The 17,850-nt window shown below is 65.9% G+C and carries 11 protein-coding genes; 5 read left to right on the forward strand and 6 right to left on the reverse strand.

Going from position 1 to position 17,850, the window contains the following annotated elements; genetic code table 11:
* Nucleotides 1-116 precede the first annotated feature (116 nt).
* The 5 genes from hemE to J3E61_RS22460 all read left to right on the forward strand — a co-directional run bounded on the left by hemE (nt 117) and on the right by J3E61_RS22460 (nt 5,243).
* Nucleotides 117-1,166 carry a uroporphyrinogen decarboxylase gene (hemE, locus tag J3E61_RS22440; RefSeq protein ID WP_210085661.1) on the forward strand — a complete coding sequence of 350 codons (1,050 nt, stop codon included), beginning with the start codon at nt 117-119 and terminating at the stop codon, nt 1,164-1,166.
* On the forward strand, nt 1,163-2,518 hold the full coding sequence (locus J3E61_RS22445) for a protoporphyrinogen oxidase (RefSeq protein WP_210085021.1): 1,356 nt from the start codon (nt 1,163-1,165) through the stop codon (nt 2,516-2,518). Before hemE ends, J3E61_RS22445 begins: the two co-directional genes overlap by 4 nt.
* Before the next feature lie 4 nt (nt 2,519-2,522).
* Nucleotides 2,523-3,215: a chlorite dismutase family protein gene (locus J3E61_RS22450; protein ID WP_210085022.1), complete on the forward strand. Its 693-nt coding sequence runs from the start codon at nt 2,523-2,525 to the stop codon at nt 3,213-3,215.
* 23 nt (nt 3,216-3,238) lie between these two features.
* Nucleotides 3,239-4,885 (forward strand): NAD-dependent malic enzyme, encoded by a 1,647-nt coding sequence (locus J3E61_RS22455; RefSeq protein ID WP_210085023.1) that lies wholly within the window; start codon nt 3,239-3,241, stop codon nt 4,883-4,885.
* A gap of 100 nt (nt 4,886-4,985) precedes the next feature.
* Nucleotides 4,986-5,243: a hypothetical protein gene (locus tag J3E61_RS22460; RefSeq protein WP_210085024.1), complete on the forward strand. Its 258-nt coding sequence runs from the start codon at nt 4,986-4,988 to the stop codon at nt 5,241-5,243.
* Nucleotides 5,244-5,245: 2 nt separating this feature from the next.
* On the opposite strand, the gene msrB is transcribed toward J3E61_RS22460, so the two are convergent.
* The 6 genes from msrB to J3E61_RS22490 form a co-directional block, all read right to left on the reverse strand.
* A complete protein-coding gene (gene msrB, locus J3E61_RS22465) occupies nt 5,246-5,662 on the reverse strand; it encodes a peptide-methionine (R)-S-oxide reductase MsrB (protein ID WP_210085025.1) in 417 nt (138 codons plus the stop codon).
* Nucleotides 5,659-12,990 (reverse strand): AAA family ATPase, encoded by a 7,332-nt coding sequence (locus J3E61_RS22470; RefSeq protein WP_210085026.1) that lies wholly within the window; start codon nt 12,988-12,990, stop codon nt 5,659-5,661. Before J3E61_RS22470 ends, msrB begins: the two co-directional genes overlap by 4 nt.
* A gap of 2 nt (nt 12,991-12,992) precedes the next feature.
* Nucleotides 12,993-14,060: a DUF1679 domain-containing protein gene (locus J3E61_RS22475; protein WP_210085027.1), complete on the reverse strand. Its 1,068-nt coding sequence runs from the start codon at nt 14,058-14,060 to the stop codon at nt 12,993-12,995.
* Between the two features lie 114 nt (nt 14,061-14,174).
* Nucleotides 14,175-15,464 carry an arabinofuranan 3-O-arabinosyltransferase gene (aftC, locus tag J3E61_RS22480; protein ID WP_210085028.1) on the reverse strand — a complete coding sequence of 430 codons (1,290 nt, stop codon included), beginning with the start codon at nt 15,462-15,464 and terminating at the stop codon, nt 14,175-14,177.
* A 21-nt stretch (nt 15,465-15,485) separates the two neighbouring features.
* Nucleotides 15,486-17,051 (reverse strand): alpha/beta fold hydrolase, encoded by a 1,566-nt coding sequence (locus J3E61_RS22485; RefSeq protein WP_192720858.1) that lies wholly within the window; start codon nt 17,049-17,051, stop codon nt 15,486-15,488.
* A gap of 25 nt (nt 17,052-17,076) precedes the next feature.
* Complete coding sequence (locus J3E61_RS22490; protein WP_210085029.1) at nt 17,077-17,850, reverse strand: pyrimidine reductase family protein; 774 nt, start codon at nt 17,848-17,850, stop codon at nt 17,077-17,079.

The following is a 17,850-nucleotide window of genomic DNA, read 5'->3' on the forward strand; positions in this document are numbered from 1 at the left end:
ATATTGGCTGGTCTGTGCGCAGGCGCGCCGATTTTGTGCGGGAGGCGACCATGCAGGCCCAGGTTGCTGTGACCGTGGTCAAGACACCTCAGCGCGCATGGCAGCATTGGGGAACGATGAGTACCCGCCGCGAGCTGCCCGAGTCGCCCTACCTGGCCGCAGCCACCGGCCGCAAACCCAGCCGCGTGCCGGTGTGGTTCATGCGGCAGGCCGGCCGGTCGCTGCCCGAGTACCGGGAGCTTCGGGCCAAGAACACGATGATGCAGGCCTGCTTCGACGCAGAGCTGATCACCGAGATCACGCTGCAGCCGATCCGCAGGCACGGGGTGGACGCCGCAATCCTGTTCTCCGACATCGTGGTGCCGCTGCGGGCGTCGGGCATCGAACTCGACATCGTGCCCGACGTGGGACCGGTGATTCAGCATCCCGTGCGCAGCACCGCGGACGTGAAGGCGATCAAACCGCTTGAACCGCAACAGGTTGCCCCTGTCGCGCAAGCGATCTCGCAACTGGTGGCCGAACTCGGCGACGTCGCCCTGATCGGCTTCGCGGGCGCCCCGTTCACGCTGGCCTCGTACCTCGTCGAGGGCGGTCCCAGCAAGCATCACGAACGCACCAAAGCCATGATGCTCGGCGAATCCGAGACGTGGCACGCGTTGATGACCGCGCTGACCGACGTGACCATCGCATTCCTGCAGGTCCAGGTGGCAGCGGGGGTGGACGCAATTCAGGTGTTCGACTCCTGGGCGGGCACGCTGTCGCTGGCCGACTACCGCAGCTACGTGCTGCCGCACAGCAGCAGGGTGTTCGCCACCCTCGCCGAGGCCGGGTTGCCGATGACACATTTCGGGGTGGGTACCGCCGAGCTGCTCGGCGCGATGTCGCAGGCGGGCGCGACTGTGGTGGGCGTGGACTGGCGGACGTCGCTGACCGACGCCGCCGCGCGCGTGCAGCCGGGAACCGCCTTGCAGGGCAATCTCGATCCCGTCGTGTTGTTGGCAGGCTTCGACGTGGCACAGCGCGCGGCGCGCGCGGTCGTCGAGGACGGTAGGCGCGCGGTCGACGCGGGCGCGGCCGGCCATATCTTCAACCTCGGCCATGGCGTGCTGCCGGGCACCGATCCGTCCGTCATCACCGACATAGTGGCACTGGTGCATTCGCTGTGAATGTGTCGTATGCCGTTGTGGGCGGCGGTATTTCGGGACTGGTGGCCGCATACCGGTTGCGGGTCGCGGCTGGACCGGATGCGACCATCACGGTGTTCGACCCGGCCGATCGGCTGGGTGGAGTGCTGCGCACGGAACGGATCGGCGGCCAGACGCTGGACGTCGGCGCCGAAGCCTTCATCGCGCGACGGCCGGAGGTGCCCGCGCTGCTGGCCGAACTGGGCCTGGCAGGCCGACAGATCGGCACCACCGGCGCGCGGCCGCTGATCTACAGCCAGCGCAGGCTGCACGAGGTGCCGATCGGCACCCTGCAGGGCATCCCCGCGGATCCGGAGACGCTCACCGGGCTGGTCGATGACGCCGCGATCACCTGGATGCGCGACGAGCACACCCGTCCGTTCTCCTGGCGGCCCGGCGCTGACCCCTCAGTGGCCGCACTGGTCGGTGACCGGTTCGGCGAGCAGGTTGTCACCCGCTCGGTCGATCCGCTGCTGGCGGGCGTATACGCCGGGTCCGCGGCGACGATCGGTGTGCGATCGGCCGTCCCGACGCTGGCCGCCGTGTTGGACCGCGGAGCGCGCAACCTCACCGCGGCGGTGCGCGACGCGCTCCCGCCGCCGCTGGCCGGGTCGGTGTTCGGCGCGGTCGAGGGCGGCTACGCGGTGCTAGTCGAGGAGCTCGTGCGGCGCGCCGGTATCCAGTGGGCGCAGGTCGCCGTCCACCGGGTCAACGCGGCGACGCGGGGCTGGGAGGTGGCCGACGACGAGGGGCAGAGCTGGCACGCCGACGCCGCGGTGCTTGCCGTGCCTGCGCCGGCCCTGCCGAAGCTGATCGACGCCGTCGCCCCGCGGACCGCGGCGGCGGCCCGACGCATCGAGGTCGCATCGTCGGCATTGGTGGCGCTGGCACTGCCGGGTGGCATCCCGCTGCCCGATCAGTCAGGGGTATTGGTGGCCAGCGGAGAACCCTTGCGCGCCAAGGCGATTACGTTGTCGAGTCGCAAGTGGGGCCAGCGTGGCAACGTCGAGTTGGTGCGCCTGTCCTACGGCAGGTTCGGCGACGACCTGGCCCGCAACGCCGGCGACGAAGATCTGCTCGAGTGGGCTTCGAAAGATCTGGGGACGGTGTTCGGTGTCAGCGTCGAACCGGTCGACTGCCATGTGCAGAGGTGGATTGACGCGATGCCGCAATACGGCCCAGGTCACCCCGCCCTGGTCGCCGAACTGCGGGCCGGCCTGCCGCCGACGCTTGCCGTGGCGGGCGGTTATCTCGACGGCATCGGGGTGCCCGCCTGCGTGGCCGCGGCGACGAGGGCGGCGGCCTCGCTGATCACCTCCCGCGTGGCACGATAGAGACATGGCCAAGCTCGACTACGACGCCCTGAATTCGATGACCAGATACATGATGATCTCGGTCTTCGCCGTGGAACCGGAGGCGTTGGGGGACGAGCGCGCGGCGGTGATCGATGAGACCGCGACCTTCCTCAAGCAGCAGGAGGACAAGGGCGTAGTCGTCCGCGGTATCTACGACGTCGCAGGCCTCCGCGCCGACGCCGACTTCATGATCTGGACCCACGCCGAACGTGTGGAGGACCTGCAGTCCACCTACTCGGCTTTCCGTCGCACCGCGCTCGGGCTGGCCAGCGATCCGGTGTGGAGTGTTGTCGCGCTGCACCGGCCCGCCGAGTTCAACAAGAGCCACGTGCCTGCGTTCATCGCCGGCGAGCCGCCGGGTGACTACCTCTGCGTGTACCCCTTCGTCCGGTCCTTGGACTGGTATCTGCTGCCAGACGACGAGCGCCGCAAGATGCTCGTCGAGCACGGCATGGCCGGCCGCGAGTACCCCGATGTGCGGGCCAATACCGTGCCGGCGTTCGCGCTCGGCGACTACGAATGGATCCTGGCGTTCGAGGGGCCCGATCTGGCCCGCATCGTCGAGTTGATGTGGAAACTGCGCTACACCGACGCGCGTCGCCATGTGCGCGAGGAGACCCCGTTCTTCACCGGCCCACGCGTCGGAGTGGAAGAGTTGGTCAACAAGCTTCCGTAACTGCGCCGGCGAAAGGACCCCAGTTGTCTGAGGCAAAGACCGGACAGGATCTGCTGTTCGATGCGTTGAGGACCAAGGGCACGGCTTTCACCCACGACGAACGTCGCAAGTACGGTTTGCTGGGGCTACTGCCGACCGCCGAGAAGACCGTCGACCAGCAAGTCGACCATTGCTGGAACGAGTTCTCCACTCGCCGTGAGGGTCTGGACCGGCACATCTATCTGCGCGCGCTGCAGGATCGTAACGAGGTGCTGTTCTACCGTGTGCTGCGCGACCACATCGCCGAGACGATGCCGGTTGTGTACACCCCGACAGTCGGCGAGGCGTGCCAGCGCTTCAGCGAGATCTACCGACGGCCGCGCGGGCTGTTCGTGTCGTATCCGGACCGGGCCGAGTTGCGTGAGGTGTTGCGTAACCGTCCGCATCATGACGTCGACGTGATCGTCGTGACCGACGGGCAGCGAATACTGGGCCTCGGCGATCAAGGCATCGGAGGGATGGGCATCCCGATCGGGAAGCTCTCGCTTTACACCCTGATCGGCGGCATCGACCCGGCTCGCACTCTGCCGATCGTGCTCGACGTCGGCACCGACAACGTCGAATTGCTTGAAGACCCACAGTATTTGGGTTGGCGGCACCGGCGGATCGGCGACGACGAGTACTACGCATTCATCGACGAGTTCGTCGCTGCGGTGCACGAGGAGCTGCCCGATGTGCTGCTGCAGTGGGAGGACTTCGCCACCGCACATGCGCTGCCGATTCTCGAGCGCTACCGCGACAAATTGCTCACCTTCAACGACGACATTCAGGGCACTGCCGCCGTTGCTCTCGGCGCACTGCATGGCGCCGCGAAGGTGGCCGGGCGCCCGCTGTCACAACAGCAGGTGGTGATGCTCGGCGCGGGTTCTGCGGGCATTGGGGTGCTCGACATGGTGCGGCGCGAGATGGTGGCGCAGGGGTTGTCGGAAGCGGATGCGGCCGAACGTATCTGGGTCGTCGACGTCGTCGGTCTGCTGACCGATGACCGCACCGACCTGTCGGCAGAACAGCAGAAGTTTGCCAAGCCGGTGGACCGGGTCGCGGGCTGGGGCTTGTCGGGGCCCGCCCAGCTGGCCGATGTGGTGCACCACGTCGACGTCGGTGTCCTGCTCGGATTGTCCACTGCCGCTGGGGCGTTCACAGAGGAGATTGTTCGCGAGCTGGCGGGCAAGACTGAACGGCCCATCATCTTCCCGCTGTCCAACCCGACCAGTCGCGCCGAGGCGCATCCGGCCGAATTGGACGCATGGACCGACGGTCGTGCCCTGATCGCGACGGGCTCACCGTTCGCCCCGCTGCACCGAGACGGCGTCGAGTACCCGATAGCGCAGTGCAACAACGTGTACATCTTCCCGGCCATGGGGCTGGCCGTCACGGCGGCGCAGGCCAACCGGGTCACCGATGAAATGATGCGCGTCGCGGCCGCCACTCTCGGCGACGCCTCGCCGGCACTGATCGATCCCACCCAGCCGCTGCTGCCTGCGTGGACGGACGTGCCCGACGTCGCGGTGCGCATCGCGCACGCGGTGGGTCTGCAAGCGATCGCCGACGGTGTCGCCCCAAAGCGCAGCGCCGAGGAACTCGCCGATCGAATCATGCAGGTGCGCTGGACACCTGAGTATCGCATCTGAATTTGCTTGGCATTTCGGGTGAGCGGGAATAACTGCGCCGCTTAGCCGATTGGCAACGCTCCGTCAGCATGATTCCAGATTGGCGGCGTTCACTAAGACTATGAGCCAGAAGCTGATTCACAACATGCGGCTCTGTGCCGCAGTAATCGGTAGTGGCGCCATGATCGCCCTTGGCGGCGTGGCGGTGTATTGCATGCAGGGCGAGCAGTTCACAGCGGCGGGAAGCTCCAGCGCGCCCGCCACGACGACTGAGCCAACGGTGCCTGCGATCGAGAAAGCGGTGCCGAGCATCACGGGGCCCGCGCCGCTGTACGCGGGGGAGGCGCCGAACTCGAATCCGCAGGCGGCGATCCCTTAGGGCTAGGACTCCGCAGGCACCAGTCGCAGCGAGATCGAGTTGATGCAGTAGCGCTGGTCGGTCGGGGTGGGGTAGCCCTCGCCCTCGAAGACGTGGCCGAGGTGGCTGTGGCAGTTGGCGCACAGCACCTCGACACGATGCATGCCCAGCGAGTCGTCAGAACGCAGGATCACCGCATCCGAATTGGCCGGGTCGAAGAAAGACGGCCAACCGCAGTGAGATTCGAATTTCTCGCTGCTGCGGAACAATTCGGCGCCGCACGCCCGGCACTCGTACACGCCCTCGGCCTTGGTATCGGTGTACTCGCCGGTGAACGGCCGCTCGGTGCCCGCCTGGCGAAGCACGTGGAATTCCTCAGGGGTGAGCTTCTTACGCCACTCGTCGTCGGTGAGCTGCAGCTTGGGGGCCGGTGTGGTCATGGTTCCACGCTAGCTCGCTCCTCGGCGTAAGCAAACGCCGCGGCCTCGTCGTCGACCTCGAATTCCCGCTCCGACGCCATCTGTCCGTCCCGAAACTCACTCACACTTAGTCGTGTCCAGGTGTATTGCTCGCTGTCGTGACCGATTGCCTTCCTCTCGTAGCGGCTCACGCAGCACATCGGCGAAACCCAACGGATCGCTGAGAGCCATGTATCTGTCGACGCGACCATCGCGTAGAAGTCTTCGACGGCCACGCGAGCCTCCGCTACCGAACTTTCCGGAAACGCTGAGCTCGATCGCATCTCGAAGCGCATCTCGGGCTTGGTGAGCTCACCGAACAACCGGTCAAGGTCACGGCGGTTCAGGGCACTGAGCCACTCAGTCTGAACGGCGCCTGCTTCGGCGAACGCCGACCCTTCTCCGGCGTAGTACCTCCGATCGAGTTCGCGGTAGGCACTATCGAAGTCGTCCTCGTCGAACCGTCCCTCGTAGGTGAACCGCCCGCTCTCGTCGACCTCATGAACGATCAGGTACGTCGTCTCGTATCCCGCGTCGTTCGACCAGCGGCTCCAGCCAAGGTGAAGACGCTCTCCCCGGACCGCGAGCGTGCGCCCTTCGAACTCGTTGTACTGAGCCAAGATGCCTTCAACGGCAGATCGCACGGTGCGGAGTGGATTGCCGCCCAACCGCCGTCGATCGTCGTAGACGAAGTGCTCGTGGTAGCACGCGGCCATACCGTCGGCGTCGTGGGCCTGCGCGGTGTCGCCCAAGGCGTCCCACGTCTGGCTGGCCCGGTTCACGACTGGCAGCCGGCTGGTGGTCGCCCGCACGCGTTCCTCGGCGTAGGCGAACGCCGCCGCCTCATCCTCGAGTTCGAAACGGCACAGTGAGACCAGCCGCCCGTCGCGGATCTCCGTTACGTGAAGCCTTGCCCACGTGTACTTTTCGCCACCTTGTCCGATGGCCTCCCGCTCGAGACGGGCAATGCCCCACTCGGGCGACAACCAGCACAATGCGGAGCTCCAGGACTTAGTCGAGGCGACCATGCCGTTCAGTTCCTCGAAGGTGGCGCGGAACTCGGCTGCAGTGGGATCTCCGAATACCGATAGCGACCGATTCTCGACGCGCAGGTCGGGGGCGGTGAGCTCGTTGAACAGTCGGTCGAAGTCTCCTCGGTTGAGCGCACATACCCATTCGGTGCCGACGGCACCCCCGGCGCCGAATGCCGCGCCCTCGCCTGCGTAGTAACGGCGTTCGAGTTCGCGATACGCGCTCTCGAAATCGTCCCCGTCAAAGCGACCGTGATAGTCGATTCGACCGTCGTCGTCCACTTCGAACACGGTTAGGTACGTCGCCTCGTTCCCGTCGTCGTCCCACCATCGAGTCCAGCGCAATTCCAAGAGCTCACCCCGGACGGCCAGGACGCGCCCTTCGATGTGTGGGTACTGCTCGAGAAGGCGCGCCGATGCCTGGAATAACTCTGCGGTGCTCTCGATGGGATCACCGCTCAATCGGCGGCGATCGTCGTACACAAAGTCTTGTGAATGCAGCGCTACGGCACCGCGGACATCATCGGCCTGCATCGCCCGCAACAGCGTATTCACGATCTGGGTCGCCCCGTTTGTGACAGCGAGTCTGCTCGCGGTCGTCCGGATTCGCTCCTCGGCGAAGGCGAATGCGGCGTCTTCGTCGTCGAGTTCGAAACGGCAGGCCGCTGCGAATCGCCCCTCGCTGATCTCGCTTACGTGAAGCCATGTCCACGTGTACTTTTCGCCGTCAAGCCCAATCGCCTCTCGCTCGAAGCGAAACACGACGATGGTGGGCGACAGCCAACACAGGGCCGAGTGCCATGACCGCGACCAGGCGACCATCGCGTTCAACTCTTTGAAGCTGCCGCGAATCTCAGCGGCCGAGCGATCCACGAAGACAGATCGTGAACGACTGACGACATGCATATCGGGGGTTGTCAGCTCACCGAACAGTCTGTCGAAGTCGCCTTGGTTCAGCGCTGCGATCCACTCGGTCGCAATTGCGCCGCCGGCGGCGAATTCCGCGCCCTCATCGGCGTAGTAGCGGCGCTCCAGTTCGCGGTAGGCGCTTTCGAAATCGTCTTCATCGAAGCGGCCGTCGTAGTGAATCAGTCCGTCATCGCCGATTTCGTATAAGTGCAGGTAGGTGGTTTCATACCCGGCGTCATTGAACCAGCGATTCCAAAACAGATGAAGACGCTCGCCCCGGACAGCAAGGGCCTGCGTATCGAAGTGGTTGTACTGCTGGAAGATCCGCTCGATCGCGGAGCGCATGCCTTCCAGAGTATGCAACGGGTCACCGCTGATGCGACGCCGATCGTCGAACACAAACGGCTCCGCATAGCACGCGATGGCAGCCTCGCGATCACCAGAGCGCATCGCGTTCGCAAGCTTTTCCGCTCTCTGGCTGGCTCTGTTCGCAATTGCGAGCCTGCGCGTGGATGCCCGCATCAACTCATCGGCGTACGCGAACGCCGAGTCTTCGTCGTCGATTTCGAATTGGCACACTGACACAAGCCGACCGTTGCGGAGCTCGTTGACAAACAGCCGTGTCCACGAGTAGCGCTCGTCGTCGTGTCCGATGGCCTCCCGCTCGAAGCGTCCAACGACCACCGTCGGCGATATCCAAGACAATGCGGAGAGCATTGTCCGCGTCGAGGCGACCCTCGCGTTGAGGTCCTCGAAGCTGACGCGAAGTTCTGCGGCGGAGAGATCTGGAAGTGCCGAGCGCGAACGGTTCTCGACCCGCAAGTCGCTGCTACTCAGTTCATTGAAGAGCCGATCGAAATCGCCCCGGTTCATGGCGTTCAACCAGTCGGTTACCGCGGCACTCGCTTCAGCGAATGCCGCACCTTCACCGGAGCAGTAGCGGCGCTCGAGTTCGCGGTAGGCGCCCTCGAAATCTTCATCGTCGAAGCGGATGAAATGGCTCACCCGTCGGTCGTCGTCGGTCTCAATTACGTACAGTGTCGGTGTTTGGTTACCGTCATCGTCTGACCAACGGCTCCACAGAAGATGCAAGCGCTGCCCGCGCACCGCCAGAACGCGAAACTCGAAGTGGTTGTAGTGCTCGAAGACGCGCTCGATCGCCGTGCGCATCGCATCGCGGGTGACAATGGGGTCACCGCTGAGGTGTCGCCGATCGTCGTAGACGAACTCATCGGCGTAGACGGAGAGCGTGGCGTCGACGTCGTGGGCCCGTGTCGCCTCGATGAAGCCCGGCAAGAACTCGCATGACTCATTTGTGATCGCCAGGCGGCTCGTGGTCCCGCGTAGCCGCTCCTCGGCGTAAGCGAAGGCGGCGGCCTCGTCTTCGACGTCAAAGCTGCAGACCGCCGCGATTTGACCGTCGCGAATCTCGCCCGCGCTGAGCCATGCCCACGCATAGTTCTCGCCGTCCGGTCCAATGGCTTCGCGGTCGAATCGACCGACCATCACAGTCGGCGACAGCCAGGTCACCGTCGAGTTCCACAGCCGCGCCGATGTGACCATCGCGTTGAGTCCCTCGAAGCCGGTGCGAATCTCGGTGGCGTAGTCGTTGGTGAAGGGCGCGCGAGAACGATTCTCCAAGTGTGCTTCTGAACTGATGAGCTCACCGAACGCCCGGTCGAAGTCGCCCCGATTCAGCGCGGTGACCCACTCCGTGATGAAACTCCCCGCGTCTGCGGAAACCACCCCGTCGCCGGAGTAATAGCGACGATCGAGCTCGCGGTAGGCGCCCTCGAAGTCGTCCTCGTCGAAGCGGACGTCGTGGGTCAGCAGTCCGTCATCGTCGACCTCGTACACGATGAGATAAGCGGTTTCGTAACCGGCGTCATTGGAACAACGGCTGTGCGCGAGGACCAGCCCTTCGCCGCGTACCGCCAACGTGCGTATCTCGAAGAGACTGTACTGCTCGATCAGCTTTTCGTACGACGCCCGCAACGTTGTGACATTGTCCACCGGGATGCCGCTCAACCGCCTCCGGTCTTGATAGGTGAACGTGTCCGAGCAGGCTGCAACCATACCGTCCACATCCCCGGCCTGTAGCGCGCGATAAGCAGCATCCACCGCTCGACTGGCCCGGTTGGTGACCGCCGTGCGTGAGGACGTCGTGGTCGGTGGAGCTGGTGGAACCGCACGTTCACCCCCCCGACTGATCGCACTCGCCACTTCCTTCGCTGTGTACAGCGCTTCGGCGTCAGCCCGAGCAGCGTTGCTGCCCTCCACATCTCCAGCTGCAGCAAGTACCCGGCTCAATGCGAGGCAGGCTTCGGCGTGGTCAAGTACCAGGTCGGTGCCTGCGGCGACGGCAACCGCATCCCGCGCCATAGTGGTGGCTTCATCGTATCGGTGCTGTGCTGCCAGGATCTCGGCCCGAACTGCGCGCCAGGCGATTGCCGTTTTCAGGTTGCGGCCTGCGAGGCGCTCGCTCTCCGTCGCATACCGGTCGGCTTCGTCAAGCCGGCCTTGGACGAGTACGGATCGCGCCAGAAGCGCCGCGGCCTGACCTGCGTCGGCGCCAACCCCGAGCGCATCCAAACCCTCGAGGGCAGTTCGGAAGTGGGGTTCGGCGGCGATCGGGTCGCCTTCCATCGACTCGATGATGCCAGCGAACAGTTCGGTCTCCATGAGCCCGTGCCGCAGGCCGAGATCGGCGACCACCTGCCGGGCGTCGGCGAGCATCGTGCGGGCCTTGGTCGACCGGCCTCGTAACATTTCCAGAACCGCCAAGCAGCGCAACGATGTTGCCTCGAGTGACGGTGCGGCGGTGGTCATTCGCTGCATCCGCACCACGTCGAGGCAGCGGCCGCCGGCCTTCGGCACGGGGCTAGGCCCCCATAGCGCGGCGCCGGGCGCGGCGCCAAGGGCGGCGGTGATCTGTCGGTGATCCCCGCTTCGGCGCGCCGCGATGAGCGCCTCGAACAGGTCGGCTTCGCAATCACCGATCCGGCCCAGGCGTGCGCGCGCGCCCGCCCGCACCCGATGCGCCTTCGCCAAACCTGCCGCATCGTTGCGGCGGACGAACTCGTCGATGGCGCTTTGCAGGCGGTCATCGACTTCCAATAACCGCTCCGGGGCGGTGTAGACCACGAATTGGCATCGATAGCAGGTCGCCCACGGCGCCAGCGCGTCGCCGGCGATGCGGTCGAGCTCATCGACCAGTGGCGCTCCGGCGGACACGTCGCCCGCCGAAAGGAAAGCCTCACAACCGATCAGCAGCAGTTCGGCGCGCAGCGATTCGTCCGCGGCCGCCAATGCTGCACCGCGAGCGGCCTGGGTGCCCGCAGAGACCAGTTCGTCGCGATCGAGGGCCCGCCGCGCCGATGCGGCATAGCGGTGGGCCGACCGCAGGGCGAGATCGCCTGTGGGGGTGCCCAGTTCGAGTCGATAGGAGTGTGCGGCTTCCAGATTCCGGGCGATGATCTCGTCGGATTCGAATGCCGCCCCTGAGCCGCCCGCTTCGACCAAATCGGCCAGCCGCTCGTGCAGATCCGCGCGGTCAGACTTCAGCAGGCGGCGGTAGGCCACGTCACGGATGAGGACGTGGTGGAAGCGCCAGACCGCCTCGTCGCCGAGGTAGGTCCCGCTGGGTTGCGCGAACTCGAGGCGTCGAAGCCGGTTGAGGGACACCATGATCTCGGCTGCGCTTGCACCGGCGAGGGCGGACACCGCCCCGGGCGAGAAGTCGTTGCCGATCACCGATGCGACTTCGAGGACGCGACGGTCGGAAGCGTTGAGCCGTTCCAGTCGCGACGCGAGCAAGGCATGGATCGTCGGCGGGATCGTGATCGCGTCAACGTCGATCGCAAGCCGCCAGCCCGTCGCCTCCTGCACGAGCACCCCGTCGTGTGCGAGCATGCCGATCAGTTCCCGTACGAACAGCGGATTGCCTCCGGTCGACGACGGCAGGCGGTGCAGGAGTTCGTCGGGCAGCGCCGTGGCTCCGAGCACCTTGGCGGCGAGTTCGGCTGTGGCGCCGGCGTCGAGGCCGTCAAGGTGCACCGCCTCCGATACCCATCGGCTGACGGTGACGAGGTCGGGCCGGATTTCGCGGAGTTCGGGGCGTGCCAGGGCCAGCAGCAGTATCGGCGCTTCCTGTGCCCATTCCACCAGATGCTCGATGAAATCCAGCAAGAGGGCGTCGGCCCACTGAATGTCGTCGAGAACCAACAGGACCGGGGACTCGGAAGCCAGCACCTCGACGAATCGCCGCAAGGCCCAGAAGTTCTCCTCGACAGAGCCCGCGACGCCGGTCGCCAAGCCGTTGAGGTCGCGCAGCAACCGATCGCGCTCGGGAACGCCTGCGGGAACGTCGGTTACGAGGTCTCTGGACCGGAGGACCTCCACGAGGGGTGCCAGGGCGACCGTCGCCGCGACGTCGCACCGGACCGGGATGATGCGCGTATCACCTTGCGCCGCGGTGAACTCCGCCGCCAACCGGCTCTTTCCCACGCCGGGATCACCAATGACCGTGATCATCCGCGCGGCCCGCGCGGCGACGACCTCGTCGAGTACCGCCTGCAATCGCCGCACCTCGTCGGCCCGGCCGACGAATGGAGTGGCATCGGTGTCCGACTGGCGGCCGAGCCACTGGTACACCGCAACTGGGGCGCTTCGCCCCTTCACCTGCACGTCGCCGAGCGACTCGTACCCGTGCCGTCCCCGTGTGGACCGCCAGGTTTCCTCGCCGACCACGACCCGTCCGCGTGGGCACTCGGCCTCGAGTCGGGCTCCGACGTTCAGCGCGTCGCCGACAAGGTCGGCATCGCCGGCCCCGACGACGACTTCACCTGTGTTCACCGCAACGCGCAGTGCGAGTTCGACCCCATGGATTTCGGTGACCATGGCTGCCAGGTCGACGAAATGCTCCTGCAACTCGACAGCGGCTTCGACCGCCCGCGCGGCGTCGTCCGGGCCGATCTCGGGCACACCCCAGACGGCCATGAACCCGTCGCCGATGTACTTCGTCAGCCCCGCCCTATGGTGTTCGGCGGTCGAGCGCAGCAGATCGTGGTAGCGGCCAATGACCTCGCGCGCTGTCTCCGCATCAACCTGCTCCTCGAAGCCGGTCGAACCGGCCAGGTCGGCGAACATCACCGTTACCGTCTTGCGAACCGGCCCGGCATTCGAAACGCCTTGTGACACTTGAGCATCCAGCCGTGCACCGCATCCCCGGCAAAACCGTGCGGTGGCACTGGCTTCCACACCGCATGTCGCACACTCTCGGGCCAGTGACGAACCACAGCCCTCGCAGAAGCGCGCATCCTCTTCGTTCGGCGTCCCGCAGGCGGGGCAGGCGCGGCGATGCTCGGCCATGTTCAGTCCGGCCTGAGCATGAGGGCGTCGTGGTCTTCGATTGCCGTCGCCGACCTGTTGAGCATCGCTCGCAGCAGATCGAGTTGACGGTCGTTGACGATGTCGATGCGGCCGGCCGCGATGACGGGGTAGCCGAAGCACCACGCTGTGGTGAGCCGGTAGTCGCGCAGCAATTGTTCTCGGGGGTAATCGATTCCGTGTTCGGCCAGCCGTTCGGCATACCGCTCGAGTAACCCACTTTCACAGCTTCGTCGGGTCTCGACGGTAAGGCTCTGGCTCAGGAAGTAGCCGACGTCATAGGCCCCTCGACCCTTTGCGGTGATCTGCCAGTCCAGCGCGGTCACCGGCGGGTCGTCGGCGTCGACCGCGAAGAACAATTGGTCGAGGCGAAGGTCTCCATGCAGGAAGGTGTGGGGCGGGTGCGTGAGTTCGGTCAGTAACCAGGGCATCAACGAGGGCAGCTTCCTGCCGAAATCGAGCAACGAGGGGGAGAGGTCGGCCCCCACGCGTTCGAGGAACACCGGCCAGCCGGTTGTGTAGTTGGCGATGGCGACGTCCGGAAAGGGAGGCAGGTTGAATGGCGTCAGCCACGACAGTGACGCGAGCCGGTCGTTGGCCCACCAATGGGCGTGGTGACGGGCGATGGCGTCGATCACGGTCTCGGCGTCCGCCAGGCTGCATCCGGCGGTCTGGTCTGCGAGCCGAAGCCGGCCCAGATCCTCGAGTACAAGGACGAAGTCGTGGGTGGCCTCGTTGAAGGCGGTGAAGTAGGGGAGCGCCGGCGGAAGGGGATTCGCGATGCCGATTTCGTCGTAGAAGCGGACCTCTCGGAGATAGAAGTCGGCGGCCTCGCAAATCTGCCTGCGGACCTTGGTGTCGAGGGTCGGCAGCTTCACCACCACGGAGGCCGGAACGCCGGGCCCGCCCTCGAGATGGACGCGAAACAACCGGCCCAGAAGGCCGACCCCGATTGCGATCTGGTCGATCGCGCATGCCCGTACGTCTGCCTGCAGGGTGTCGCTCAGCCATGCCGGGGTTACGGATAAGGGATCGACTGGAATCGTCGGCATACGCTTCGCCTCCCCGTGGCGCCCCCCGCCAGCGAATCAATCGTACGAGATTCGACCGCCATCAGGGCTGATAACGCACCCCGGGAAGTTGCAGAAGCAAACGCCGCCCCGGGTTCAAGCCGGCACGGGCTCCTTGGGCTTCATCCACGTCGGGTCGATGCCGTCGTCGAGTCGGCCGTCGGCTTTGGCGTCGAGATAACGGAAGTAGAGCACGCAGAACACCACGATGAGCATCAAGCACCACCCGTAGGTGAACTTCATGTACTCCAGGAAGCGTCCCGTCGTCGGCCAGTGCCCGAGCAGCCAGCGGTCGGCGCTCATGAACCCGTAGATCGCCAACCATGCCGGCCAGTTGCGGATCACCGAATTCGGCAGCACCACTGTCATCAGGAACGGGAACAGCATCATCGAGTAGTAGCCCTGGCCAAGGGAAAGCACCAGATACGAAGCAATCAGCAGGACACCCGACGAGGTCGCCATCCAGAACAGCGGGTCACGGATGCGGTAGTGGCGGTACAACAGCCACAGGCTGGCAATTGCCAACGCCAGAAACGCGATGCGCAGCAACAGGATCAGCCACCCCGGTAAGCCGTAGTAGATGCCGTTGCCCTGGATCGAGCTGTTGAAGTAGTCGCGGATCGAGAAGATGTAGGGAATCGTGCCGCGCACGAAGTTCATCGGATCGCTCACCATGAACCAGCCGATTGCGTTGAACACGACCGGAATCACGATCGCGGTGACAATGGCCCGCCATTGCCGGTTCAGCAGCGGCAACAAAAGCAGCGGTCCCAGAAGCGGTTTCACCACAAGTGACAGCCCGATCGCCACGCCGGCCCACCACTGATGATTGACCTTCCCGTCGAGCAGCCAGCGGAAGAACAACACCTCGAGCAAAAGAATGCAGCCGTTGATGTTGCCGAAAACCAGTGTGTTGACCACGCTTTCGGTGCAGAACATCGCGACGAGCAGTGCGGGCAGTGCCACCGACGTCCACGAGAACTTGAACAGGTTCACCAGCAGGAACGCCGCGATGACGATCGCGATCGTGTTGAACGTGATGAACCAGTACCGCGACGCGTCGACCGGCAGATAGCCGAACGGCGCCATGATCAGCGTGCCGCCGGGTGGGTACAGGTAGTGCGGGTCGACCTGATCGAAGTGCTCGTTGTAGATGTCCCAGCCGCGCTTGAAGTTGACGACTGCGCGGTAGACCGGGCCGTAGTCGTCGGTGATGTAGCCGTTGGTGGCCAGCACGTAGCTGCGGTGGATGATCATCACGATCGCGATCGGCCAGAGGATCGACCGCAGCACCGTTGCGACGCTTGGGGCTGACGTGGGGGGTGCAAACGCCTTCAGCAGGCCGGTTCGGATGGAGTCGGGAGCCGCCACCAGCGCACCGTACACCGACGGCCCGAGCGGCCCGTGTCAGGCAGGGCAGTATGTGTCGGTCGGCGGCAGGTTGCCGCTGTCCAGGTAACCGATGATCGGCGGCAGCGCGCAGTCCGAGTAGATGCTGGCGCCGTGCCCGATGCCCTGCCACATCACCCGCCTGCTGGTGGTGCCCGCGTTGATCACCGTCGCGGCGACCGCCGCCACGCCCTCGTTGCCGACGATCGGGTCGTTCTGCACACCGAGCAGCACCACCGGGATCTTTAGGTTCTTGGGATCCTGCGGCGCCGATCCGCTCGGCCAGTTCAGGCACTTGACCAGGCTCAGCGCGCCGACGAGGCCGAACTGCGGGTAGAGCTTGGGCCACGCGACCACGAGCTCGCGGACCCGGTCGGGCGTCGGCCGGTTCAACGAGTCGCTGCAGCCGTTGACGAACTGTCCGTCGGTCTGGCGCAGCGCCTCGGCGGCGGTGATCAGGTTGGTCATCTGGTTCGCATTGCCGGAGCGGGCCGCCGCCACGGCCGCGGCCAGGTCGTTGCCGGCGTTGACGCGGTCGCCGCGCGGGTACGCCAGCGCGGTCGAGATGGCGTCGGCGACGCTTGCCACCGACGCGCCGCCAGGCCCGCTTCCGTTGCGCGCCGACGTCAGCAGCGCGTCGATCGCCCCCTTGGGGTCGGGCGCGAGCGGGCAGTTGGTGGCCACGCACTGCGCGGCCCACGCGTCGAGCGCCGCCTGCTCACCTTTGACACGTTGTTCCATCGCGGCCTCGGCGGCGATGCCCAGCGGCAGCGGGGAGTCGAGTATCAGCCGGGCCACTTTGTTCGGGTGCGATCCGGCGTAGGCCAACGCGACCTGAGCGCCGTTGCCGACGCCGAGCAGTGCGAGCGTGGGCACATCCCAGGTGCTTCGCAGCCGTTCGATGTCCTCTGCGGCATGCCCGTTGTCGTAGGCCGAGTCGCCGGGCGCGATGGTGTCGGTGCAGCTGGTGGTCGCGGTCTGGGTGATGGCGCCGAGGTTGGCGACCGGGTCATCGCCCGACTGGAACTGCGCCTGGTCGATCATCTCCTGGCGGTCGAACACATCGCGGCAGTCCAGCGCACCCGACATGCCGGTGCCGCGGCGGTCCACCGCCACGATCGGATTGGTCTTGAGAATGTCAGCGCCCGCGCGAGACAGCCAGACGGGCAGCTGCGTCGACGACGGCAGGTCCGATCCGGTGGTCATCACCAGCGGTCCGGCGTCCTTGGGCGTCTGCGCCGACGTGGCCCGCACGACGCCGATGCTGACGGTCCCGCTGGCGCCGTTGATGGGGTCGAGGTCGGCGTCATAGCTGGCGCAGTCCAGCTTCACGCCGGGCAGTGGCGGCACGGCGGCCTCATTGAACAGCCGCGAGGTGCAGTCCCGCCAGGACAGGTCGTTTTTCGGCGCCTCGATCGGCGGCGGCCCGGTCGGCGGTTTGGTGGTCTGCGGCGCTCCCTGCGGGCCGGCGCCGGAGTCGGTGGCGTACCGAGGATTGGCGGCCAAACCCGGCGCGCATGCAGTCACCAACGCCAAAACAGTTGCCAAGCTCAGGGCTTTTGCGAGCTGACGACGCCGATGCATGCTGACCAATGTACTGATGGTCGACTTAGGCGCCCTTGACGTAGCGGCTGTACAGGTAGCCGTCGTCGTCGGTCAACAGGTGGGTGCGCCGCATCGCGGTGTGCACGCTGCCCATGCCGGTCACGATGCGTTTGGATCCGCCGCCGACGAGGATCGGCGCGACGGTCAGGCACAGCTCGTCGAGCAGCCCCTCCTCGATCAGCGAGCCGAGCAGTAGCGGGCCGCCCTCGGTGAGCACGCGGTAGAGCCCGCGCTCGGCGAGGATTCTCAAGACGGTCGCATTGTCGACGGATTCGGGTTCGCGGCCCGACGCATCGATGACTTCGGCCACCGAGCCGAGTCGACGACGTGCGTCGTCATGGAACCGGCTGGTGGTCAGGATCAGCGGCGGCACCTCGGTGCGGGTGAACAGCAGGGCATGCGGATCGATGTTGGCCGAACGGGTGACGACGGCGATCGGCGGTACCTCGGCCTGCCCGCGGTGCTGACGTTCTTGCCGGGCAGCGACGGGCAGTTGGGCGCCGGAGTAGTTCTCGATGCGGACGGTGGAGGCGCCGACCAGGATGACATCGGCGGCGTGACGCATCAGCGAGAACACCGCGCGGTCGCCGGCACCGGCCAGGCCGCCGGCCTTGCCGTCGTCGGTGGCGCCGCCGTCGAGGCTGGCGATCATGTTGCCGCGCACCCAGCACGACTGCAGGCCGTCGGGGTAGGAGTACAAGTCGACAAGCCGGCTGTCGTCGACGGAGTCGGTGGCGCCAAGCACTGTGAGCTGGATCCCGGCAGCGTCGTCAGGCAT

The sequence above is a fragment of the Mycobacterium sp. OAE908 genome (assembly GCF_017872775.1).
Lineage (GTDB): Bacteria > Actinomycetota > Actinomycetes > Mycobacteriales > Mycobacteriaceae > Mycobacterium.

Coding starts and splice junctions, on each gene's coding strand:
- J3E61_RS22460 (WP_210085024.1), top strand. CDS start 4,986: ATGAGCCAGAAGCTGATTCACAACATGCGGCTCTGTGCCGCAGTAATC.
- msrB (WP_210085025.1), bottom strand. CDS start 5,662: ATGACCACACCGGCCCCCAAGCTGCAGCTCACCGACGACGAGTGGCGT.
- J3E61_RS22490 (WP_210085029.1), bottom strand. CDS start 17,850: ATGCCTGACGACGCTGCCGGGATCCAGCTCACAGTGCTTGGCGCCACC.
- J3E61_RS22450 (WP_210085022.1), top strand. CDS start 2,523: ATGGCCAAGCTCGACTACGACGCCCTGAATTCGATGACCAGATACATG.
- hemE (WP_210085661.1), top strand. CDS start 117: ATGAGTACCCGCCGCGAGCTGCCCGAGTCGCCCTACCTGGCCGCAGCC.
- J3E61_RS22470 (WP_210085026.1), bottom strand. CDS start 12,990: ATGGCCGAGCATCGCCGCGCCTGCCCCGCCTGCGGGACGCCGAACGAA.
- J3E61_RS22475 (WP_210085027.1), bottom strand. CDS start 14,060: ATGCCGACGATTCCAGTCGATCCCTTATCCGTAACCCCGGCATGGCTG.
- J3E61_RS22485 (WP_192720858.1), bottom strand. CDS start 17,051: ATGCATCGGCGTCGTCAGCTCGCAAAAGCCCTGAGCTTGGCAACTGTT.